The organism is Micromonospora sp. IBHARD004 (assembly GCF_052814115.1).
This window is the reverse complement of the sequence record NZ_CP199934.1, coordinates 782,754-805,311: the sequence shown is the minus strand read 5'-3', so window position 1 is coordinate 805,311 and position 22,558 is coordinate 782,754. Positions and strand designations below refer to the sequence as shown.

General features: G+C 74.6%; 19 protein-coding genes. 14 read left to right on the top strand and 5 right to left on the bottom strand.

Features of this window, described 5'->3' with window-relative positions; all coding sequences use genetic code 11:
- Window positions 1–13: 13 nt before the first annotated feature.
- From ACTWO6_RS04020 to ACTWO6_RS03970, 11 genes are all read left to right on the top strand, one after another.
- Entirely contained in the window at window positions 14–493 is a 480-nt protein-coding gene (locus ACTWO6_RS04020; protein WP_446218280.1) for a helix-turn-helix domain-containing protein, read from the top strand.
- Window positions 480–1,634 carry a tyrosine-type recombinase/integrase gene (locus tag ACTWO6_RS04015; protein WP_446218279.1) on the top strand — a complete coding sequence of 385 codons (1,155 nt, stop codon included), beginning with the start codon at window positions 480–482 and terminating at the stop codon, window positions 1,632–1,634. The genes ACTWO6_RS04020 and ACTWO6_RS04015 overlap by 14 nt, the downstream gene beginning before the upstream one ends.
- Before the next feature lie 67 nt (window positions 1,635–1,701).
- Window positions 1,702–3,132: an aldehyde dehydrogenase family protein gene (locus ACTWO6_RS04010; RefSeq protein WP_446218278.1), complete on the top strand. Its 1,431-nt coding sequence runs from the start codon at window positions 1,702–1,704 to the stop codon at window positions 3,130–3,132.
- Entirely contained in the window at window positions 3,125–3,964 is an 840-nt protein-coding gene (locus ACTWO6_RS04005) for an aldehyde dehydrogenase family protein (protein ID WP_446218277.1), read from the top strand. The genes ACTWO6_RS04010 and ACTWO6_RS04005 overlap by 8 nt, the downstream gene beginning before the upstream one ends.
- A 77-nt stretch (window positions 3,965–4,041) precedes the next feature.
- A complete protein-coding gene (locus ACTWO6_RS04000) occupies window positions 4,042–4,503 on the top strand; it encodes a BlaI/MecI/CopY family transcriptional regulator (RefSeq protein ID WP_446218276.1) in 462 nt (153 codons plus the stop codon).
- A gap of 10 nt (window positions 4,504–4,513) precedes the next feature.
- A complete protein-coding gene (locus ACTWO6_RS03995; RefSeq protein ID WP_446218275.1) occupies window positions 4,514–5,419 on the top strand; it encodes a M56 family metallopeptidase in 906 nt (301 codons plus the stop codon).
- A 160-nt stretch (window positions 5,420–5,579) separates the two neighbouring features.
- Window positions 5,580–6,827, top strand: a complete 1,248-nt coding sequence (locus tag ACTWO6_RS03990) for a cytochrome ubiquinol oxidase subunit I (protein WP_446218274.1) — start codon at window positions 5,580–5,582, stop codon at window positions 6,825–6,827.
- Window positions 6,828–6,838: 11 nt separating this feature from the next.
- Window positions 6,839–7,846, top strand: coding sequence for a cytochrome d ubiquinol oxidase subunit II (locus tag ACTWO6_RS03985; RefSeq protein ID WP_446218273.1), 1,008 nt, complete (start codon window positions 6,839–6,841; stop codon window positions 7,844–7,846).
- Window positions 7,843–9,519: a thiol reductant ABC exporter subunit CydD gene (gene cydD / locus ACTWO6_RS03980; RefSeq protein WP_446218272.1), complete on the top strand. Its 1,677-nt coding sequence runs from the start codon at window positions 7,843–7,845 to the stop codon at window positions 9,517–9,519. The genes ACTWO6_RS03985 and cydD overlap by 4 nt, the downstream gene beginning before the upstream one ends.
- Window positions 9,519–11,600 carry a thiol reductant ABC exporter subunit CydC gene (gene cydC, locus ACTWO6_RS03975; RefSeq protein WP_446218271.1) on the top strand — a complete coding sequence of 694 codons (2,082 nt, stop codon included), beginning with the start codon at window positions 9,519–9,521 and terminating at the stop codon, window positions 11,598–11,600. The genes cydD and cydC overlap by 1 nt, the downstream gene beginning before the upstream one ends.
- Window positions 11,601–11,658: 58 nt before the next feature.
- Window positions 11,659–12,327 (top strand): permease prefix domain 1-containing protein, encoded by a 669-nt coding sequence (locus ACTWO6_RS03970; protein WP_446218270.1) that lies wholly within the window; start codon window positions 11,659–11,661, stop codon window positions 12,325–12,327.
- Window positions 12,328–12,444: 117 nt separating this feature from the next.
- On the opposite strand, the gene ACTWO6_RS03965 is transcribed toward ACTWO6_RS03970, so the two are convergent.
- Entirely contained in the window at window positions 12,445–12,786 is a 342-nt protein-coding gene (locus tag ACTWO6_RS03965) for a PadR family transcriptional regulator (RefSeq protein ID WP_446218269.1), read from the bottom strand.
- Window positions 12,787–12,934: 148 nt separating this feature from the next.
- Between ACTWO6_RS03965 and ACTWO6_RS03960 the strand changes: the two genes are divergently transcribed.
- From ACTWO6_RS03960 to ACTWO6_RS03950, 3 genes are all read left to right on the top strand, one after another.
- A complete protein-coding gene (locus ACTWO6_RS03960) occupies window positions 12,935–13,867 on the top strand; it encodes a DNA primase (protein WP_446218268.1) in 933 nt (310 codons plus the stop codon).
- Between the two features lie 42 nt (window positions 13,868–13,909).
- Complete coding sequence (locus tag ACTWO6_RS03955; protein WP_446218267.1) at window positions 13,910–16,318, top strand: transposase; 2,409 nt, start codon at window positions 13,910–13,912, stop codon at window positions 16,316–16,318.
- Window positions 16,319–16,449: 131 nt separating this feature from the next.
- Window positions 16,450–17,292 (top strand): ABC transporter substrate-binding protein, encoded by an 843-nt coding sequence (locus ACTWO6_RS03950; protein WP_446218266.1) that lies wholly within the window; start codon window positions 16,450–16,452, stop codon window positions 17,290–17,292.
- A 139-nt stretch (window positions 17,293–17,431) separates the two neighbouring features.
- Here the strand turns inward: ACTWO6_RS03950 and ACTWO6_RS03945 are convergent, their stop codons facing one another.
- The 4 genes from ACTWO6_RS03945 to ACTWO6_RS03930 all read right to left on the bottom strand — a co-directional run bounded on the left by ACTWO6_RS03945 (window position 17,432) and on the right by ACTWO6_RS03930 (window position 22,546).
- Complete coding sequence (locus tag ACTWO6_RS03945) at window positions 17,432–18,025, bottom strand: GTP-binding protein (protein WP_089011241.1); 594 nt, start codon at window positions 18,023–18,025, stop codon at window positions 17,432–17,434.
- A gap of 1 nt (window position 18,026) precedes the next feature.
- Window positions 18,027–18,404 (bottom strand): DUF742 domain-containing protein, encoded by a 378-nt coding sequence (locus ACTWO6_RS03940; RefSeq protein ID WP_130331534.1) that lies wholly within the window; start codon window positions 18,402–18,404, stop codon window positions 18,027–18,029.
- Between the two features lie 102 nt (window positions 18,405–18,506).
- Entirely contained in the window at window positions 18,507–18,911 is a 405-nt protein-coding gene (locus ACTWO6_RS03935) for a roadblock/LC7 domain-containing protein (RefSeq protein ID WP_089011242.1), read from the bottom strand.
- Window positions 18,908–22,546: a nitrate- and nitrite sensing domain-containing protein gene (locus ACTWO6_RS03930; protein ID WP_446218265.1), complete on the bottom strand. Its 3,639-nt coding sequence runs from the start codon at window positions 22,544–22,546 to the stop codon at window positions 18,908–18,910. The genes ACTWO6_RS03935 and ACTWO6_RS03930 overlap by 4 nt, the downstream gene beginning before the upstream one ends.
- Window positions 22,547–22,558: the final 12 nt, after the last annotated feature.

Sequence of the window (22,558 nt, the reverse complement as noted above, 5' to 3'; positions counted from 1 at the left end):
GTACTGTGCGACCATGACGCAACCGCTGACGCCGCACCGTGTGATCGCCGAGAGAATGAAGGCGCTTCGGAAGAAGAGGGGCTGGTCAGCCGCTCACCTCGCGCTGGAGATGAAGAAGGCGGGCATCCCCTGGGATCGCTCGATCGTCGCCAGTCTTGAGCTGGGACGGCGGGCCACGGTCACCGTGGAGGAGCTGCTCGCCCTGTCGTACGTCCTCAGCGTCGCGCCGGTACACCTGCTGGTCCCGCCGGTCGGCGTCGAAGACAGGACGCCGTACCAGGTGGTGCCGAACGGACCGGGCGGCCCTGACTCAGTGCTCGCCGGATCGCCGCCCTACCCCGCCGTGGTCCGGGCGTGGATCCGCGGGCAGCTGCCCATGGGCGATCCTCGGTCGTTCTTCGAAGAGGTGCCGCCCTCGGAGCTGGCGCCGCCCGACGAGTTCGGCGGCGCGTGGCGCGTGGTGACGAACGAAGACGCCGATGGCGAGCGTTGAGCGGCGTGACGATGGCCGCCCGAAGCCCTGGCTAGTCCGCTGGCGAGACGAGGCCGGCAAGCAGCGCAAGATGTCCTTCGCCCGAAAGCTTGACGCTGACAAGTTCCGGGCGAAGGTCGAGCACTCCCTGCACGTCGGCACGTACATGGATCCCAGCGCTGGGAAGATCACATTCCAGACGTACGCCGAGCGTTGGCGGTCCGGGCAGCCGCACCGTCCGAACACGGCGGCCCGCAAGAAGTCGGTGCTGACCAAGCACGTCTATCCGGCGATCGGCGCCCGGCCGTTGGCCTCGATCCGGCCCAGCGATGTGCAGGCGTTCGTCACGGGCCTGTCACCAGACCTGGCACCGGGCTCGATCCGTACCGTCTTCACCACGGTCCGGGCGGTGTTCGGGGCCGCCGTGCGAGACCGACTGTTGACGTATGACCCGTGCGTCCGGATCAAGCTGCCGGAGTTGCCCCGCGGCCAGGTCGTGCCGCTCACCCTCGCCCAGGTCGACGCGCTCGCCGAGACTGTCCCTCGCAGGTACCGCGCGCTGGTCGAGTTCGACGCCGGTACGGGGCTGCGCCAGGGCGAGGTGTTCGGCCTAGAGCTGGGAGACGTCGACCTCGACCGGAAGTTGGTCACGGTCGAGCGGCAGGTTCAGCCGGTGGCCGGTGGCGGCACCGTGGTCTGCCCGCTCAAGAACAGGGCCAGCTACCGAACCGTGCCGCTGGCACAGTCGATGGTTGACGTGGTGCGCGCGCACCTGACCGAGTTCCCGCCGGTCGAGGTCGAGGTGATCGACACGACCGGGGCGAAGCCGGTCACGCGGCGGGCCCGGTTCGTCTTCGCGGACGACGCCGGCAGGGCGCTGGACCGGAACACCTTCAACGAACAGGTCTGGCGCCGGGCACGGGAGGTAGTCGGCCTACCGGACGCGACGCAGCACGATCTCAGGCACTTCTACGCCAGCCTGTTGATCCGCGCCGGGCTGAATCCGAAGGTGGTAGCGGAGCGGCTGGGGCATGCCAACGCCGCCCTGACTCTCAACACGTACAGTCATCTGTGGCCCGACGACGAAGACCGGTCAAGGCAGGCAATCGACGACGTGTTCCGGCGCGATGTGCCCCACATGCGCCCCAAGCCAGAGGGTTGATCTACTGGGGGGCAGGTAGCCCCACTGTTGATCTACCCCGACCCTACTTCACCCTGGACTGAGAGTGATGTTCGAATACGCACCCGCCCCCGAGTCCCGCTCGGTGGTGGATCTGAAAGCCTCCTACGGGCTCTTCATCGACGGCCAGTTCGTCGATCCGACCGACGGCGGCAGCTTCAAGTCGATCAACCCGGCCTCCGAGGAGGTCCTCGCCGAGGTCGCCGAGGGCGGCAGCCAGGACGTGGACCGCGCGGTCCGCGCCGCCCGGCAGGCGTACGAGAAGGTCTGGGGTCCGATGCCGGGCCGGGACCGGGCGAAGTACCTGTACCGGATCGCCCGGATCGTCCAGGAGCGCTCCCGCGAGCTGGCCGTGCTGGAGTCGCTGGACAACGGCAAGCCGATCAAGGAGTCCCGCGACGTCGACGTGCCGCTGGTCGCCGCGCACTTCTTCTACTACGCCGGCTGGGCCGACAAGCTGGAGCACGCGGGCTTCGGGCCGGACCCGAAGCCGCTCGGCGTGGCCGCGCAGGTCATCCCGTGGAACTTCCCGCTGCTGATGCTGGCCTGGAAGATCGCCCCGGCGCTCGCCGCCGGCAACACGGTGGTGCTGAAGCCGGCCGAGACCACCCCGCTGACCGCGCTGCTCTTCGCCGAGATCTGCCAGCAGGCCGACCTGCCGGCCGGCGTGGTCAACATCGTCACCGGCGCCGGTGACACCGGGCGGGCCCTGGTCGAGCACCCGGGCGTCGAGAAGGTGGCCTTCACCGGCTCCACCGAGGTCGGCCGGGCCATCGCCCGCGCGGTCGCCGGCACCCGCAAGAAGCTCACCCTGGAGCTGGGCGGCAAGGCCGCCAACATCGTCTTCGACGACGCCCCGGTCGACCAGGCGGTCGAGGGGATCGTCAACGGCATCTTCTTCAACCAGGGGCACGTCTGCTGTGCCGGCTCCCGGCTGCTGGTCCAGGAGTCGGTCGCGGACCGGGTGCTGGAGTCGCTGAAGCGGCGGATGGCCCAGCTCCGGGTCGGTGACCCGCTGGACAAGAACACCGACATCGGTGCGATCAACTCGGCCGCCCAGCTGGCCCGGATCCGCGAGCTCTCCGACGCCGGCTCCGCCGAGGGCGCCGAGCGCTGGTCGCCGCCGTGCGAGCTGCCGGACCGTGGCTTCTGGTTCGCGCCGACGATCTTCACCGGGGTCACCCAGGCGCACCGGATCGCCCGCGAGGAGATCTTCGGCCCGGTGCTCTCCGTGCTGACCTTCCGCACCCCGGCCGAGGCCGTGGAGAAGGCCAACAACACGCCGTACGGGCTGTCGGCCGGAATCTGGACCGACAAGGGCTCCCGGATCCTCTGGATGGCCGACCGGCTCCGCGCCGGCGTCGTCTGGGCCAACACGTTCAACAAGTTCGACCCCACCTCGCCGTTCGGCGGTTACAAGGAGTCGGGCTACGGTCGCGAGGGCGGCCGGCACGGGCTGGAGGGCTACCTCAATGTCTGAGCGGGTCGCGGTACGCAAGACGTACAAGCTCTTCATCGGCGGGAAGTTCCCACGCAGCGAGTCGGGACGGTCGTATCTCGTGCAATCCGGCAGGGATGAAACAGCCAACGTCGCGCTGGCTTCGCGGAAGGACGCGCGGGACGCGGTGGTCGCCGCCCGCGCCGCCGTGAAGGGCTGGGCCGGGGCGACCGCGTACAACCGGGGCCAGATCCTCTACCGGGTCGCCGAGATGCTGGAGGGCCGCCGCGAGCAGTTCGTCGCCCTCGGCGTGCCGGGCGACGAGGTCGACGCGGCGATCGACCGCTGGGTCTGGTACGCCGGCTGGTCCGACAAGCTCGCCCAGGTGTACGGCGGCGCGAACCCGGTCGCCGGGCCGTACTTCAACCTGTCGGCACCCGAGCCGACCGGCGTGGTGGCCGTGGTGGCCCCGGAGGCGCCGGCGCTGCTCGGCCTGGTCAGCGTGATCGCCCCGGCGATCGTCACGGGCAACACCGTCGTGGTGGCGGCCTCGCCGGCGCAGCCCCTGGCCGCGGTGACCCTGGCCGAGGTGCTGGCCACCTCCGACCTGCCGGGTGGCGTGGTCAACATCCTGACCGGTCGGCTGACCGAGACGGTGCCGACGCTCGCCGCGCACATGGACGTCAACGCGATCGACCTGACCGGGGTGGCGGACGCCGAGCTGGCGGCCGACCTGGAGGTGAAGGCGGCGCAGAACCTCAAGCGGGTGCTCCGGCCGGCCCCGGTCGACCACGACTGGTCCGCCGACCCGGGCGTCACGCGGATGACCACGCTGCTGGAGACGAAGACGGTCTGGCACCCGAAGGGGGTCTGATCTCGGGTCCGCGTGAGGGTCGCCAGCTCACGTGTCCCGCCCTGGGAGGGTTCTACTACGCGAGGTAGGATTGCGGCGTGACGCGCCTAGGGGATCTTGAACGTGCGGTGATGGACGTGCTGTGGGACGTGGTCCCGGGCACGTCGGACGGGGTCACCGTGCGCGAGGTCGCCGACGCCCTGGACGGGCGTGAGCTGGCGTACACGACGGTGATGACGGTGCTCGACCGGCTCGCCGGCAAGGGCATGGTGCAGCGCGAGCGGGAGGGGCGGGCCTGGCGTTACCGGGCCGCCGCCAGCCGCGAGGCGCACATCGCCCAGCTCATGCTCGACGCGCTGGACCTCGGCGGCAGCCGGGACGCCGCGCTGGTGCGCTTCGCCCGCTCGGTCACCGGCACCGAGGCCGAGGTGCTGCGCGCGGCGCTGGGCGCCGAGGCCGGGCTCTCCGGGCCGGGCGACGGCGGGGCGCGGCTGGCCGACCGGGTCGAGGACCCGCGGGCCGGCCGGCCGAGGGTCACCGACGAGGCGACGGACCGGTAGGGCGAGCGCCGTGGCGTACGCCGTGCACTTCGCCGCGACCATCCTGGCCTGCTGGCTGACCGCGCAGGTCCTCGCCGCGGCGACCTGGACCTGGCGCGCCCCCCGGGTGGCGATCGTCTGCTGGCAGGCGGTCGGGCTGGCGCTCGGCCTCTCCGCGATGGGCCTGCCGATGGCGGTCGGCCTCGCCGCGTACGACCGGCCGACCGGCAGCGCGCTGCTCGCCCTCGGCACCGACCTCTTCCACGGCACCCTCCCGGCCGGGCTGGGCGCGGTCCACCTGGGCCTGGTCGGAGTCGGCTTCGGCATCGGCGCGGTGCTGCTCACCACGACCGTCCGCAGCGTCCACGGCGCGGTCCGCGCACAGCGGCGGCACCGGGACCTGCTCACCCTGGTCGCCCGGCGGGACCCGACGGTGCCGGGCGCGCTGGTGCTCGACCACCCGAGCGCGGCGGCGTACTGCCTCCCGGGGGTGAAGCCGCGGGTGGTGGTCAGCGCCGGCACGCTGAGCCTGCTGGACCGGGCCGAGCTCGAGGCGGTGCTGACCCACGAGCGGGCGCACGCGCAGGAGCGGCACGACCTGGTGCTGCTGCCGTTCACCGCGCTCGGCCGGGCGCTGCCCTGGTTCCGCTGGGTGTGCGACGCGCACGAGCGGGTGGCCCTGCTGGTCGAGATGCGGGCCGACGACAAGGCCCGCGAGCTGCACGCCGAGGCGCCGCTCGCCGGGGCGTTGCGCCGGTTCGCCGCCGCCGGTCACCGGGTCACCCCGGCCGGCGCGCTCGGCATGGGCGACCGCGACCTCGACGTACGGGTGCAGCGGCTGCTGGTCGCGGACCGCCCGCCCCGGCTGCTCGGCGCGACCGCGCTGGCCGTGGCCACCACCCTGGTCGCCCTGCCGATCTCCCTCTTCCTGAGCTGACCTCGGCTCGCGGCGACGCCGCCGGCCTTTTCGGCACCCCCGCGGCGCGTACTACTACGGCTCGTCGTACATTCTCTTACTACATGGCGTAGTAGAGATACGTAGGGAATCTACGTGTAGGCTCGCTACGACAAGCGAGTCAACCCGTGGGAGACCGGCCATGGACACCCTGCTCCTCGCCCGCCTGCAGTTCGCCACCACCACCTCGATCCACTTCCTCTTCGTGGTGGTCACGCTGGGCCTGGTCACCCTGCTGGTCGGGCTCCAGACGGCCGGCTACCTCACCGGCAAGCCGGTCTACGAGCGGCTGACCCGCTTCTGGGGCCAGCTCTACGTGATCAACTATGTGCTCGGCATCGCCACCGGCATCGTGATGGAGTTCCAGTTCGGGCTGAACTGGAGCGGGCTGTCCCGCTACGTCGGCAACGTCTTCGGCGCGCCGCTGGCCATCGAGACGCTGGTGGCGTTCTTCCTGGAGTCCACGTTCCTCGGCATGTGGATCTTCGGCTGGCACCGGCTGCGTCGGGGCGTACACCTCGCGCTGCTCTGGGGGGTGGCGCTGACCGCGTACGCCTCGGCCTTCTGGATCATGGTGGCGAACTCCTGGCTCCAGCACCCGGTCGGCTACGAGCTGCGCGACGGCGTCGCCCACCTGACCGACTTCGGCGCCCTGCTCACCAACCCCACCCTCGGTTTCGCCTTCGCGCACGTGGTCTCGGCGAGCCTGGTCACCGGCGGCATGCTGATGGCGGCGGTGAGCGCCTGGCACCTGATCCGGCGCACCCCGGACTTCGCGCTCTTCCGCAAGTCGCTCCGGCTCGGGCTGCTCACCGCCGCGCCCGCGGTGGTCCTCCTGATCGGCTTCGGATTCGCCCAGTTCGGCCCGGTCGGCCGCGTGCAGCCGACCAAGTTCGGCGGCGGTCCCGAGCGGGACGCCCTGATCGCCGAGTGGACCGCGAAGTTCGGCCCCGGCGACTACACCCCGCCGGCGCTCTCCAGCGCCGGCCTCGGCTTCATGATCCTCATCGGGTTCACGCTCTTTCTCGGCGCCCTGCTGCTGCCGCTGCTCTGGCGGGACTGGGTCATCCGGCTGCGGTTCCCGCTCTGGCTGGTCCTGCTCGCCCTGCCGCTCCCCTTCGTCGCGGTGATCCTCGGCTGGATCGCCCGGGAGGTGGGCCGCCAGCCCTGGGTCGCGTACGGGCTGCTGCCGACCGACCAGGCGGTCTCCCCGGTCGGCGGCGGCGTGATGCTCACCTCGCTGATCGGCTTCAGCCTGCTGCTCGGCACCCTCGCCGTGACGAACTGGGTGCTGCTCGCCCGGCAGGCAGCCCGCGGCGCGGCCGATCCCGCCCTCGGCCGCCCACCCACGTCCGACCCCGACATCCGCCCCGAACCCGCGTTCGCCTGAGGGAGCCCGCCGTGGAACTCGCCTGGTACGCCCTGCTCGGCCTCTTCTTCGCCACCTACCTCGTCCTCGGCGGCTACGACTACGGCGTCGGGCTACTGCTGGCCCGGCGGGCCACCCCGGCCGCCCGGCGGGCGACGCTCACCGCCGTCGGGCCGTTCTTCCTCGGCAACGAGGTCTGGCTGGTCGCCGCCGTCGGCATTCTCTTCGGCGCCTTCCCCACCCTGGAGGGCGAGCTGCTCTCCGGCCTCTACCCGGCCGTCGTCGGCGCGCTGGCCGGCGTGGTCCTGGTGATCGCCGGGGTGCAGCTGCGCAGCAGGCCGGCCGGCGCCCGGGCCCGGGCCGGCTGGGACCGGGTGGTCGTCGTCGGCAGCGCGCTCGCCGCGCTGGGCTGGGGCGCGTTGCTCGCCGGGCTGCTGCAGGGCGTACCGCTGCGGGCCGACGGGCATGTCGCCGGGGTGACGCACGTCTTCACCCCGTTCGTGGCCGCCGCCGCGCTGGCCATGCTGTCACTGGTCGCGGCGCAGGGTGCGACGTTCCTCACGCTCCGGCTGCCGGCCACCGAGGTCGCGCCGGTCGCCCGGCTGGCCCGCCGGCTGGTCCCGGTGGCGCTCGCCGCGGTCGGCGCGGCCACCGTCCTCGGCCTGCTCTCCGACCGGGTACGCGCCGCGGTGGCGCGGCCGGCGGCGGCCGTACTGCTGCCGTTGGTGCTGGTGGCGGCGCTGCTGGCGGCCCGGACGGCGCTCGTCCGGCGGCGGCCCGGGCTGGCCTTCGCCGCCACCAGCGCGGCGCTGGCGCTGCCGGTGCTGCTGGTCGGGGCGGCGCTCTGGCCCTGGGCGCTGGTCTCCACGGTCGAGCCGGGGGCCGGGTTGACCGTGGCCGACGCCGCGGCGAGCGGGCCCACCCTGCGGCTGCTGGGTTGGCTCGCGCTGCCGCTCCTGCCGGCCCTACTAGGCTTTCAGGCAATGTGCTGGTGGGTGTTCCGGGGACGGACCGACGGCAGGGCACCGGTGTACTGGTGAACCGCCGCCCGTTCGACCCGCGTCTGCTGCGCCGGGTCCCCGCGGCCCGGCGCGACCTCGCCGTGCTCGCGGTCCTCGGCGGGCTCACCGCGCTGCTGGTGGTCGCGCAGGCCACCGCGCTGGCCACGCTGCTGGCGACCGCGGTCGACGGGCGGCTGCACCGGCCGGCGCTGGCCGGCTTTGTGGCGGCGGTCGCCGCCCGGGCGCTGGTCAGCTGGGCCCAGGGCACGGTGGCGGCCCGGGCTGCGGCGACGGTGAAGGCGACGCTTCGCGCGGACCTGCTCCGCGCCGTCGGCCGGCACGGGCCGGGCTGGGTCGCCGGGCAGCGGGCCGGGCAGCTGGCCACCCTCGCCGGGCGCGGCCTCGACGCGCTGGACGCCTACTTCACCGGCTACCTCCCCCAGCTCGTGCTCAGCGTCACCGTGCCGCTCGCCGTGCTGGCCCGGATCGTCCTCGCCGACTGGAGCTCGGCGCTGATCATCGCGCTGACCATCCCGCTCATCCCGGTCTTCGGGGCGCTGCTCGGCTGGCAGGCGCAGGCCGCCACCGAGCGGCAGTGGCGGCGGCTCTCCCGCCTGGGCGGGCACTTCCTGGACATGGTCGCCGGGCTGCCGACGCTGCGCGCGTTCGGCCGGGCGCGGGCGCAGGTCGACGTGGTCCGCAGGATGGCCGACGGGCACCGCCAGGCGACCATGCGGACGCTGCGGATCGCCTTCCTCTCGGCGCTGGTGCTGGAGCTCGTCGCCACCCTCTCGGTGGCGCTGGTCGCCGTGCCGGTCGGCATCCGGCTGCTCGGCGGCGGGATCACCCTCTCCACCGCGCTGCTGGTGCTGCTGCTCACCCCGGAGGCGTACCTGCCGCTGCGGGCGGCGGGCAGCCGGTTCCACGCCAGCATGGAGGGGCTCACCGCGCTGGACGAGGCGCTCACCGTCTCGGCCGCCCCGGCCGCCGCCGCGCCGACCGCCGCGCCGGCCCCGACGCCGCCCGGTGACGGCGAGATCCGCTTCGAGGGCGTGACCGTCGAGTACGAGCGGACCACCGCCCTGCGGGACGTGACGCTGACCATCCGCCCCGGCGAGCGGATCGCGGTCATCGGCCCGAGCGGCGCCGGCAAGAGCACCCTGCTCGGCCTGCTGCTCGGCTTCGTCACCCCGACCGCCGGCCGGGTCACCGTGGCCGGAGTCGACCTCGCCGGCGTCGACCCCGACGCCTGGCGCCGCCAGGTGGCCTGGGTGCCGCAGCGGGCGCACCTCTTCGCCGCCTCGCTGGCCGACAACATCCGCCTCGGCGCGCCGGAGACCACCGGCGCCGCGCTCGGCAGGGCGGTCGCCGACGCCGCGCTGGACGAAGTGGTCGCCGCCCTGCCCGACGGGCTGGCGACCGAGCTCGGCGAGCGCGGGCACGGTCTCTCCAGCGGCCAGCGGCAGCGGGTCGCGCTGGCCCGGGCGTTCCTCCGCGACGCCCCGGTGGTGCTCCTCGACGAGCCGACCGCGCGGCTGGACTCCACCAGCGAGGCGGTGGTGCTGGCCGCCACCCGCCGGCTGGTCGCCGGGCGGACGGCGTTGCTGGTCGCGCACCGGCCCGCGCTGCTGGAGGACGCCGACCGGATCCTCCGCGTCGAGGACGGCCGGGTCACCGAGCTGACCCCGACACCGGTCGGGAAGGCGAGCTGATGAGCCCCGGACCGAACGTCCCCGACCGCCCCGACCAGCCCGGGCGGGCCGTGCCGGGTGGTGTCTCGGCGGACGGGAGCACGCCGGCCGCGCGTGACCCGGGAGCGCCCACCCCGGCCGAGGTGATCCCGCCGGAGCTGGCCTCCGGCGCCCTGCCCACCGAGCCGACCCCGGCCGAGGCCGAACCCACCGGGCCGGCACCGGACCAGGCCGCAACCGCGGGGCCGGTGCTTGACGCGGCCGGTGCCGTCGGGGCAGCCCCCGCCGGAACGCCGCCGGCCGCTACGGCCGGCGCGCGGGCCGTGCCGGCCGGGGCCGGGGGCGTCCGCGCCGAGCGGACGGTGCTGCGGCTGGCCCGGCCGTACCTGGGCCGGCTCGTCGGAGCCGGGCTGCTCGCCGCCGCCACCGAGTTCGCCGGGCTGGCCCTGATGGCCACCGCCACCTGGCTGCTGATGAGCGCCGCCGGCCGCCCCCCGCTGGACCGGCTGACCGTGGCCATCGTCGCGGTCCGGGCACTCGCCATCAGCCGGGGCGTGTTCCGCTACACCGAACGGCTCGCCGGGCACGACGCCGTGCTCCGCATGATCACCGACGTCCGGGCCCGGGTCTTCGCCACCCTCGCCGCCCGCCGGGACAGCGCGTCGCAGCGCTCCGGTGACGCGCTGAGCCGGCTCGTGTCCGACGTGGAGGCCGTGCAGGACCTGCTGCTGCGGGTGCTGGTGCCGGGATCGGCGGCCGCGCTGGTGAGCGTGCTCGCGGTCGGCGGGGCCGCGCTGATCTCGCTCCCCGCGGCCGGTGTGCTGGGCGCCGGGCTGCTGGTCGCCGGGGTGGCGCTGCCCGCGCTGGCCACCGTGCTCACCCGGCGCGCCGCCGACGAGGTGGCCCCGCTGCGCGGCGCGCTCGCCGTGGACGCGGTCGACCTGACCCACGGCGCCGCCGACCTGGCCGCCTTCGGCGCCACCGGCGCCGCGCTCGCGGCGGCCGACCGGCGCGCCCGGCGCCTCGCCCGGCTGGAGCGCCGGCTCGCCGCCACCGGCTTCGCGGTCGACGCGGCCGGGGTGCTGGTCGGTGGGCTCACCGCCGCCGCCGTGGTGGTCGTCGCGCTCCGCGCCGACGTCGGCGGAGTGCTGGTCGGGGTGCTGGCCGTCGGCGCCCTGGCCGCCGTGGAGATCGCGCTGGCGCTGGTCGGCGCGGCCCGGCAGCACACCCAGCTCCGGGCCGCCCTGGGCCGGGTCGCCGCGCTGCTCACCGGGCCCGTCCCGGCGACCGGCGCGGCCCCGACGCCGGAGCCGGGCACCGGGACCGCCGCGGCTCCGGCCGGCCACGACGTGCGGTTCGACGAGGTGACCGTCCGGTACCGGGCGGAGGCGGCGCCCGCCCTGGACCGGGTCAGCCTCGACCTGCCGGCCGGCCGCCGGGTCGCCGTGGTCGGGTCCAGCGGCGCCGGCAAGAGCACCCTCGCCGCGGTGCTCACCGGCGCGGTCCGCCCCGACGCCGGCCGGGTCACCCTGGACGGCGTCGACATCTCCGCGTACCCGGCCGAGGAGCTGCCCCGGGCGGTCGGCGGGCTGCTCGCCGAGGCGTACGTCTTCCACGCGTCCGTACGGGAGAACCTGCTGCTCGGTCGGCCCCGGGCGGGCGAGGCGGAGCTGACCGCCGCGACCCGGGCGGCCGGCCTGCTCGACTGGGTACGCGCCCAGCCGGCGGGCTGGGACACCGTGGTCGGTGAGGAGGGCGGTCAGCTCTCCGGCGGGCAGCGGCAGCGGCTCGCGCTGGCCCGGGCGCTGCTGGCCGCACCGGCCGTGCTGGTGCTGGACGAGCCCACCGAGGGGCTCGACCCGGCCGCGGCCGACGCGGTGCTCGCCTCGGCGCTGGCCGCCACCCCGGCCGGGCGCTCCGTGCTGGTGATCAGCCACCGGCTCAGCGGCCTGGCGGAGCTGGACGAGATCGTGGTGCTCGACGCCGGCCGGGTGGTCCAGCGTGGCCGGCACGCCGAGCTGGTGGCCCGGCCCGGCTGGTACCGGGAGCAGTGGCTGCTCCAGGAGGCGGCGGAGCGCGGCTACCTGGCCCTGACCCCCTGAGCGGTCTCCGGGAATTCCCCGGACGCGCCGGGCCGTGCCGGGGTGGCAGGGTGAGGCCATGCGGGGGTACGACGGCGTGCTCGTGGAGGAGCACCTGCGGGAGCTGGCCGGGCACCTGCACGGGCCGGGCCGGTTGAAGAGCGACCTGATCACCGAGGCGCGGCACGCGCTGCTGGACGCCGCCGAGGCGTACCGGGAGGACGGCCTGCCGGCGGCGGAGGCCGAGCGGCGCGCGGTCGCCGAGTTCGGCAACCCGACCCAGCTCGTCCCGGGCTACCAGGCCGAGCTGACGGCCGGCGCGCTGCGCCGGTTGGCGGTGCGGGCGCTGGCGGTGGCGGTGGCGCTGATGGCCGGCGGTGATCTGACCTGGCGGGGCGCGCACTGGGACGGGGGTCCGCCGCCCGTGGGCTACCACGTACTCTCCGCCTCGCTGAACGGGATCTGGGGCCTGGTCGCCGGGCTGGCGCTGGCCGGGCTGCTGCTGGGCTTCCTCGCCGCGCGGTACCGGTCGGCCCGGCTGCCCCGCCTGGGGCGCGCGGTGGGCTTCGGCCTGACCGGCGCGCTGGGCCTGGGCGCGCTCGCCGGCAGCGCCCTGCTCGCCTGGTCGATCGGGCTCTGGCAGGCGGCCCTGACCTGGCCGCCGATGATCCTCGGGGCGGTGCTGACGGGCGTGGCCTGGTTCGCGTTGGCCCGGGCCGCCCGCTGCTGGCTGCTGGCCACCCGGTGACGCCGGCGGCGGCTGCGCGGCGCCGCTGACTCGGCCCCGCCCGCGGGCGGCGCACGGCCGTGAAACGGAGCCGGGCCGACGCGCCGGGCCAGGCCGATCCGGCGAGCCGTCCGGGGATCAGGCGGGTGCGGTCGGCGGTTGATCGGCCCCGAGGAACCGGCCCACGGTCGCGCTGAACTCGCGCCAGCCGGCGCGCTCGCCGGCCAGCGCCCGCCCGCCGGCCTCGGTGAGCTGGTAGGTCCGTCGTTCCCGGCCGTTGACCGTGCTCCACGAGCTGGCGACGTAGCCCGCCCGTTCCAGTCGGCGCAGCGCCGGGTAGATGGTGCCGGTGGGCAGGTCCAGCGTGCCGCCGCTGCGCGTCCGGAGCGCCTCGATGATCGCGTACCCGTGGAGTTCGCCCTGCTCCAGGACCGCCAGCAGCAGCGCGTCCAGATGTCCGTGCAGCGCCTGGGCCTTCATGCGTAGCAACGCTACTTGTCCGTCCGCCGGGACGCCACCGGGGTGCGGTCCCGGCCTCGCCGGGTCGCCCACTAGGGTATGTGCGCAGAGTCACTCGGCGACCGAAGGTGTCGCCGGGTGCGCAAACCCGAAGCACACGGAGGTCAGCGTGGCCCGCCAGTCGCCCCAACGGCCCGACGCCGACGAGCCCGAGCTCGACGAGAGCACCGCGTCGGCCGCAGCAGACGAGGTCGACGTCGACCGCCCGGCGGCCGACCGCGCACTCTGGGACGAGCTGCGGATCGACCCGGTGGAGATCGCCCTGCCCGCCGGCACCGGCTTCACCCTGCGCGCGTACCGGGCGGCGCGGGAGCTGACCCCGACCGACGTCGCCGAGCGCGACGAGGACGACCCCTTCCTGGCCCGCCGCCAGGTCGTCGAGGCCGAGGACGTGGACGAGGAGGTGGTGATCCTCGACGAGGAGTTCGCCGCCCTGTCCGCGGAAGAGGAAGAGGACGACGAGCGGCCCGAAGGTCGCCGGCGCCCCGCCGCCAAGGCGGCCGAGGAGAAGAAGGCCGAGGACGAGGCCGACGAGGACGAGGACGCCGCGGGCGACGAGGAGGTGCCGGTCTTCCTCAGCCACCGCGGCCGGCTGCTGCTGTTCAAGACGCCGGAGTCGCTGGTCAGCTTCGTCCGATCCGGCGCGCCCAACGACCTGTCCCAACTGGACAGCTGGAATGAACTGTCCGAACGGGTGGAACCGGCCGACATCGCCCCGCTGGACGAGGACACCTACGAGCTCGACCTGGTGGTGGAGAACCTCCGCGGCGGGCACGACACGTGGGACCCCACGCTCCTGATCGAGGCCGGCGAGGTCGCCCGTGACCTTGCGTACGCGCTGCGGCTACCGGCGGTGCTGGACATGCTCTCCGCAGGCTCCAGCCTGGACGACCTGGACGAGGCGCTGCGGGCTTCTGTCAACGGCGGAATCGGTGCTTTCCTGGGCCGACGGCGCCTGAAGAAAATCGGGGCACAAACCGCAAGTTTGGGTTGGCGCACCATTGTCGGCAAGATCTCTGCTGTCGTGGACTGGCGCGACTGACCCGTAGCGGGGAGCATCAGTCTCTGGCAGAAGTAACGACCTGTGTCCCGGGAGGAGGACGACGCCGTGGCGCTCGTGCGCGTGTACTGCGGTCTGGCCTCGGCGGATCCGGCCGACCGACCGGCTTCGGCCGGTTCGGCGCTGACGTCCGCTGTGGTCGACGACGCAGGCCGTCTGCTGCATGTCTGCGAGATCAGCGACGACCCGGCGGGCTACGCCCAGCTGGTCGCGCTGCTCGTGGAGCGGTCGGGCGGGCCGAGCGGTGCGGCCATCGCCGCCGACAGCGACGACCACACGGTCACCTCGCTGCTCAGCGCCGCGGGTCGCCCACTGGCGATCGCCGACGACGACTCGGTGGACGACTTCGCCGAGCGCTTCGCCGACGACGACTCCCTGGAGGAGATGCAGTCCCCGGCGGCCGAGCGTCGCGCCGTCGGGCTGGCCCGGGCGCTGCAGGCCGGCGCGCTCTCCGCGGTCACCCTGCCCGCACCCCGTGACCTGGCCAACTACAAGCAGGTCCTGGCCGCGCACGCCGCCCTGGCCAACGGGCGGCACTCCGCCGCGGTGGCGCTGCGCGAGGTGCTGCGGGAGCTCTACCCGGCCGCCCTGCGGGCCTACCCGGACCCGGCCGAGCCGGTCTCGCTGGCGGTCCTCGACGCACTGCCGGAGCCGGGCATGCTCGGCGGCACGGTCACCCGGGGCCGGGAGGTCTCGGTCGCCGCGGACGCCGTCGCCGCGCACCTCGCCGCCGAGGGCGTCGCGGGTGCCGACCAGATCAACGACGCGATCACCGCCCTGCGGGTCGCCATCACCGAGACGCCCCGCCGGGCCACGGTCAACCGGGTGCTCACCTCGGCCGTCGCGGAGACCGTGCGGCAGGCGGTCGCCTCCGTCCGGGCCTGCGACGCCGGCTGCGAGGCCCTGGTCGGCGCCCTCAGTGCCCGGGTCACCATGCCCGCTCCGGTTCCCGGCCGGCGGGCCGCCGCCCGTCGGGGCGAGCAGGTCGGCGAGCTTGCCGGTCTGACCGGCACCACCGCGACCGGCCTGCGGACGATCCGGCCCGCGGAGCCCGAGCCGGTGGGCCGCCGCAGCCGTCCCGAGCCGCTCACCGGCGGCACCGCGCCGCTGCCGCCCCGGCCACTCGGCCCGCCGCCGGTCGCTCCAGCCCCGGTCGCGCCGCCGCCGCTGGCACCGGCCCCGGTCACCCCGGCCGCCGCCAGCGGTACGCCGATCTACGCGCCGCCGGCACGCCCCGAACCGGTCCCGCCGATGCCGCGCCGGGTGGACGCGCCGGCGAACCGCCCGGTCTCCGCGCCGCCCCCGCCGCCCCCCGGCATCACCCCGATCGCCCCGGCGCAGCGCGGCAACATTCCCCCGGCCGAGGCCGGCGAGCCGTTCCGGCCCACGCTGACCACCGCCGCGATCAACAGTGCGCGCGCCGAACGCCAGCGCACGATCATCCCGCCGCGCCCCAAGACCACTCCGGAGCCGGCGCCGCCCACCGGCGGCTTCAGCGCGACCGACCTGAGCGTTCCGGTGCCGACGCCCCGGCCCGGCCAGGAGTCCGCTCCCCCGGGAAGCCGGGCCAACTGGCCACTGGTCAACAACGGCGACGACCTCGCCGACGGCCCCGCCGACGCCCCGGCCGCCTACTCGCACGGCGACCGGGAGGTGCGGAAGGTCGACGCGCCGACCGACCCGGGCAAGGGTCGGGTCACCCCGCCCTGGCTCGCCGACGACCTGCCCCAGGAGCCCCCGATGCTGCGGCTGGTCGAGCCGCCGCCGCTGGCCGACCGGGCGCTGCGGGACGGCCTGAACCCGCCGACCGACCCCGGGCTGGACGCCGCGCCGTTGCGGCTGGTCGAGCGGGCCGAGGCGGAGCGCGCCGGCCGGTCCGGTCCCCGCGCCGATCTGCCGGCGCCGCTGGAGCGGCGGCCCGCGCCACTGGAGCGGCGGCCCGCACCGATGGAGCGGCGGCCCGCACCGATGGAGCACCGGCCCCCGCCGGTCTCGGACGAGGGCGACGGCGACCTGCTCATCTTCGCCCAGGCGAAGTCCGCCTGGTTCGTCGGCCACACCGAAGAAGAGTCCGAGTTGGACTGGTCGACCACCGCGGACACCGGCTGGCAGGCCGCCGAGCAGGCGGCCCGCCCGGCGGTGGGCGACGAGACGACGGCGGGCCTGCCGAAGCGGGTCCCCAAGGCCAACCTGGTCCCCGGTTCGCCGCTGCGCGAGGAGCGTCCACTGCGGATCGTCCGGAACGCGGCGAGCCTCGCCGAGAACACCACCGGTTACTTCCGCGGCTGGCGTCGCGGCCAGGAGATCGGCGGGTTCGCGGTCGGCGGTCGCCCCGGCCGGGAGTCGGCCGGCGGCTGGGACTTCAGCCGCGACACCGGCGACCGGGACGACGACCGGGAGTACGAGTACCGCTCCGCCGGCTACCGGTCCTGACCGGACGCCGACCGCCCGCCACCTGCAGGTTCCTGCCCACACCCGGATAATTTGACGCCGGGTCCGGGCGGCGGGAGCATACCGGCGGAACTGCCGGCGGCGGGTGTCGTCGGGGTGGGAAGGCAACTCCAATGGCGACACCGGCAATCGACTCCTCTGTGCTCACCCGTCGCGGTCTCCTCGCCGCGGCGGCGGGCACCCTGCTGCTCAGCGCCTGCGGGCCGGGCGGGCCCCACGACCAGGCCAGCGCCGGCAGCAGCGCGGCGCCGGGCGACCAGGAACTGGTGATCGGCGCCAGCCTGGAGCTGAGCGGCCCGGGCGCCGCCCTGGGCGTCCTCCAGCAGCGGGCGATGGAGATCACCCTCGAGTCGCTGAACGCCACCGGGATCCGGACCGCCGACGTGGAGCTGACGGCGAGCGAGCGGCTGCCGGCCGGCGGGAAGAGCTTCCTCTCCGCGGCCCGGCGCGTGGTGGCCCACGAGCCGGACGGTGTGGTGGTCTGGGGCACCGCCCCGGACTCCGGCGCCGCCGCCCGGGCCCTGCGCCGCGCCGGCTACCAGGGCCCGCTCTTCTTCGACGCGGGCGCGGTCGCCGAGGACACCCTCGCGGGCGACAACGCCGCCGCCGTGGAGGGCGCGTTCGCCGTCCACCCCGCCTGCCTGGGCGGCTCGACGCTGACGAACACCACCACCGCGGCGCTCGCCCGCCGGGACTTCACCTTCCGTTACCTCCAGCGGCACGGCAGCTTCAGCGGCTTCGCCCCGTACGGCTCGGACGCGCTGCAGCTGATCGCCACGGCGGCCCGGTTGGCCAGCAGCGTCGACCGGGGACGGCTGCGCGCGTACCTGCAGACCGAGGTGACCGAGGGCATCGCCGGCGGGTACGCCTTCGCGCCGATCCGGCACGGGGGCATGGAGCGGGACTCCCTCGGCATCTACGTGGTCACCCAGGGCACCTGGACGCCGTACGCCTGAGCACCGGCCCGTCCCCGGCGGACGGCGGGTCGCCCCCGGCCGCCGGCGGGTGGCCGGCTGCCCGGTGGACTACCGAACCAGGACAGCGAGAAGCGCCCGGTGACGGCCGAGGCTGTCACCGGGCGCGACCTGACGCCGGTCAGGCGGGCGCGACCGCCCGGGAGCGCCGCATGGTGAGCACGTACTCGACCAGCGAGATCAGCACGTGCTTGGTCGACTCCCGGTTACGGGCGTCGCAGGCCACCACGGGCACGTCGCTGGAGATGGCCAGCGCGTCCCGGACGTCCTGCGGGTCGTGGTACTGCATGCCGTCGAAGCAGTTGATGGCCACCAGGTACGGCAGCCGCCGGTGCTCGAAGAAGTCGATCGCGGCGAAGCAGTCGGCCAGCCTGCGGGTGTCCACCAGCACCACGGCGCCGATGGCGCCGCGGACCAGCTCGTCCCACATGAACCAGAACCGCGTCTGACCCGGCGTACCGAACAGGTACAGGATCAGATCCCGGTCGATCGAGATACGACCGAAGTCCATCGCCACCGTGGTCGTCGTCTTGCCCGGCACCTGCCGGGTGTCGTCGACGCCCACGCCGGCGGAAGTCATGATCGCCTCGGTGGTCAGCGGCGTGATCTCCGAGACCGAGCCGACCAGCGTCGTCTTACCGACGCCGAATCCACCGGCGATAACGATCTTCGCCGACGTCACGCGCCCGCTCGGGGTCGGCGGCCGGTGCGACATGTCAGAGCCTGCGAAGTCCACTCAGCACCCTCTCCAGCAGTTCAGTGCCCACCGCGTCGTCAGAGTCGTCCAAAATGGTCGGCTCGTGGACCGCGACCAGGCCGTCCGTCGCCATGTCGGCGATGAGCACCCGGGCCACGCCGAGCGGAAGCTGCAACCGCGCCGCGATCTCGGCGAGCGACTGCACGCGTCCGTCACACAGCGCGGCGATGTACTGGTGCTCACGACCCTGGCCGCCATTACCACTGGCAGCGGCCCGGCCGCGCACCGTCGTCTCAACGAGCGCCTCCAGGGCGATGTCGAGCCGGGGACGGGTACGACCGCGGGTCACGGCGTATGGACGGACCAACGCGCCGGTCGGCTCGTCACGATCGACCATGTCGCCGCTCACCTCCTTCGCACCCGGCACCGGCTCTCGCCCGGTGGTTCCCGTCGTTGTTCTCGTGTCGTTCCTGCCGTGCCGACCCGCCGGTCAGCTCGGTCAGCCCATCATTCCAACAGCCGTACGCGGCTGCGGGGTCAGCGCGTCGCCCACCCGGTCGACGAGCAGGGCCATCTCGTAGCCGACCTGCCCGACGTCACAGCTGCGCGCGGCCAGGACCGCGAACGACGAGCCGTCCGAGATGGACATCAGGAACAGGAAGCCGTTGTCCATCTCCACGACGGTCTGCAGGACTGCCCCGCCCTCGAAGCAGCGGGCCGCGCCCTGGGTCAGGCTGACCAGTCCGGACGAGATCGCGGCCAGCTGGTCCGCCCGGTCCCGCGGAAGGTCACGAGACGACGCGAGGAGCAGGCCGTCGGCGGAGACGGCGACCGCGTGCGCGACACCCGGCACCCGGTCGGCGAAGTTGGCCAGCAGCCATCCGAGATCCTGCGTAGTTGTCATCCTTGTTGCTCCTTCTGCCCGCTCCCGGCCACCGGGCCAGAGCCAGACTGCGAGGACTGCTGCCCGCCCGGGGTCGCCTCCGGGCCGGTCGAGTTGCTGTCGGTCGGGTGGTTACGCCCCCGCTGCACGCCCCGATGGTAGGCCGAGAGCAGGCCCCGTACGCCCTCCGGCGTCCGGCGCTGCACCGAGGCCGACGGCTTCTCCACGCCACCCGGGACCAGCTGCGCCATCGGCGTCCGCTTGGGCAGTCCCTTCTGGGTGGTCTCCTCCACCGGCACCTCGGTGGCCGCCGAGGCGGCCCGCCAGCCGTCGTCGGCCGCGGTCTGCCAGCCACCGGCTGGCGGCTGCGGCCGCCGGGTCGGCAGCGCCTCGGCGGGAGCGGGGCGGACGCCGCCGTTCGTGGTCGTCCCGGTGTCGCGCGGCGCTCCACCGGCCGTCGGAGTGTGTGCCATCGGTGCGTTACCTGTCGTCCCGGGTGGTGTCTGCTGGACGGCCCGACCGGTGGCGTCGACCCGGGCGAACTGCTGGGTCGCGGCGCCGTTCGCCGGCGCGGCCGGGGCGGCCGGGGCGGCGCCCGCCTCCTCCGGCCCGGGCCGCCGGCCGGTGCGGAACCACGCCGACTCCAGCTCCCGGAAGATCGGCAGCTCCATCGTCTCGTCCGCGTACCGCTGGCGGTTCGCGGCCTGCTGCGGCGTCGTCGGCCGGTTCGCGACCGGCGGCCGGTTGGCGGCCGGCGGCATGGCGGCCGGCGGAGCGGTCGCCGGGCGGTGCACCCGGGGCAGCTCAGTGGTCATGTCCAGGGCGGCGGCGAGCCGCTCCGGCACCGCCGGGGTGGCCGCGTCCCGGTCGGGCGCGGCGACCGGCGGCCAGACCGGCGGCGCGGCGGCGCTCGGCGCAGCCTGCGGCGGCACCTGACCCGCCGACGGCGCGGAGTACGGCTGGACCGCGGGCGGCGCCGAGTACGGCTGGACCGCGGGCGGCGCCGAGTACGGCTGACCCGCAGGCGGCGCCGAGTACGGCTGACCCGCAGGCGGCGCCGAGTACGGCTGGCCGTGGGCCGGCGCGGCCGACACGGGCTGGCCCGAGACCGGCTGGCTGGACACGGGCTGGGCGGAGACCGGGTGACCGGAGACCGGGTGACCGGAGACCGGGACGCCGGAGATCGGCGGCAGCGGCGGGGCGGAGACCGGCGGCGGGTTGTACGGATGCGCCTCGGGGCTGCTGGGCAGCTGCCGCGGGATCGCCGGCTGCTGGCCGGTGCCGGACGGGTCACCGTCGCCGCCGTTGCGGCGCTGCGGCAGCGGGTCGATCGGCTGGCCGTTGGAGTTCCGCGGCGTGAACGAGTCGCTGCCGTTGGTCCCGCTGGCACCGGTGAGGTCCGACCAGGCGGGCATCGAGCGCATCCCGCCGGTCGTGGCCGGGGTGCCGGAGCCGTTGCGCGAGGCCGGGTCGAACGGGCGACCGCCGAGGGTCACCTGGTTGCCCGTCTCGCCCAGACGCGGGGCCGGCGGGGTGGCCGGGCTGTTGCCCAGGGCCGCCAGGGCGCCGAAGGCGGGCGCCGGGCCGACCGCCTGGGGGCCACCGAAGCCCGGCGCCGGCCCGCTCGCCGCGGGGAGCGCCGGGGGCTGCTGGCCCCGCCCGGAGAGGGCGCGTGGCACCAGCACGGAGGTGGGCAGCGTGACGTCGGCGACGGTGCCCCGGTCGGCGCCGGGCCGCAGCTCGGCCCTGACGCCGTGCCGGGAGGCCAGCCGGGCGACCACGACCAGACCCATCATCCGGGAGACGGCCACGTCCACCTGCGGCGGCGTGGCGAGCCGCTCGTTGAGGTCACGCAACTGGTCGGCGCTGATGCCGATGCCCCGGTCCTCCACGTACAGGGAGGCGCGGTCGCCCACCCGCCGGGCCTCCACCATGACCTGCGAGTCCGGCGGGGAGAAGGCGGTGGCGTTGTCGAACAGCTCGGCGACCAGGTGCACCAGGTCGTTGACCGCGTGCGCGGCGACCTCAATGTCCCGGTCGATCACGCCGAACTCGATCCGGGTGTAGTGCTCGACCTCGGACTGCGCGGCACGGAGCACGTCGATCAGGGCGGCCGGCTCGCGCTGCACGCGGGTCGAGTCGGCGCCGGCGAGGACCAGCAGGTTCTCGTCGTTGCGGCGCATCCGGGTGGCGAGGTGGTCGAGCTGGAACAGCTCGGCGAGCCGGTCCGGGTCCTCCTCGCCGCGCTCCAGCCGGTCCAGGTGACCGATCAGCCGGTCGACCAGGATCTGCGACCGGCGGGCCAGGTTGACGAACATCGTCGCGACGGAGGCGCGCAGCGCGGCCTGCTCGGCGGCGGTCCGGACGGCCTCCAGGTGGACGGCGTTGAACGCCTCGGTCACCTGGCCGAACTCGTCCTTGCTCCGGACGGGCAGCGGCTCGGCGATCTGGTTGGCCAGCTGGACCGGGGAGAGCTGCCCGGTGACCTGCGGGTCACGCAGCCGGGCCACCGCCTGCGGCAGGCCGTACTGGGCCACGGAGAGGGCGCCCTGCCGCAGGTCGCGCAGCGACCGGGCCATCGAGCGGGCGACCAGGTACGCGAAGAGGATCGCCAGCAGCAGCGTGCTCAGCAGCAGGCCGGTCTCCAGGAAGACCTGGCGCTGCACGTCCGAGCGGAGGTTGTCGGCCTGCCGGACGACGTTGCCGTCGAGCCTCTTTTCGACCGTACGGATCAACTTGGCGTTGGCCACCATGGCCGCGTCCCACTGGTCCGGCCCGAACTGGGCGCCGGCCAAGCTGTCGGTGGTGTTGCTGCTGATGAACCGCTGGTAGGTAATCGACTCGCGCAGATCCGAGCCGGAGACCGTCTGGGCGTAGAACTCGGAGTCGGCCGGGTTGGCGACCGCCTTGAAGCTCTCCAGCGCCTGCGAGTCGCCTACGGTGGTGGCGATGAACTGCTCACGCAGGTTCGGGGTGTACTTCTTCTGCTCGTCCAGCAGGACCTGGTGCACCACGACACGGCGCTGCGACAGGTACTCCTTCTGCCGGGCGACCGCGGTGGCGGCCCGCATCCGGTCGCTCAGGTCGTTGTCACCGGCGAGCTGGGTGGCCGAGTCCCGAATCGAGAGCAGCTCGGCGATCAGGCCCGAGTACGAGCGCAACCCTTCGGTGAGCTTGAGCTTGCCGTTGAAGACCTGGCTGCGGGTGCCGGGCAGGCCGGTCAGGTCGGCGTCGATGGCGCCGAGCAGCTTGTTGAAGTTCGCCGGCAGGCCGTCGATCGCCAGCCGCTGCTGCAGGTACGGCGCCTTGGCCTGGTCGACCCGGGAGTTGGCGCGGTTGTAGGCCTCCTGGTACTGGGCCTTGGTCTGCACCTGGTTCGAGCCGAGGAAGAGCACCGCGGCGGTCCGCTCGTCCTGCAGGTTGTCGACCAGGTCACTCGAGTAGCGGACCAGGTTGGCGAGGTCGCCGGCCCGGTTGGCATTGTTGAGCGTCTGCAGGTGGTCGACCAGACCGCTGGTGCCGACCACGACCGTGGCGATGGTCGGCACGATCATGATCAGACCGAGCTTGGACCAGATCGGCATGTCGCGGAGCCGGCTGGCCGGCCGGCGCAGACGCGACAGGAAGGAGCCCGCCGTCTTTGGCCGTTTGCTCACGTCACCGCCCTC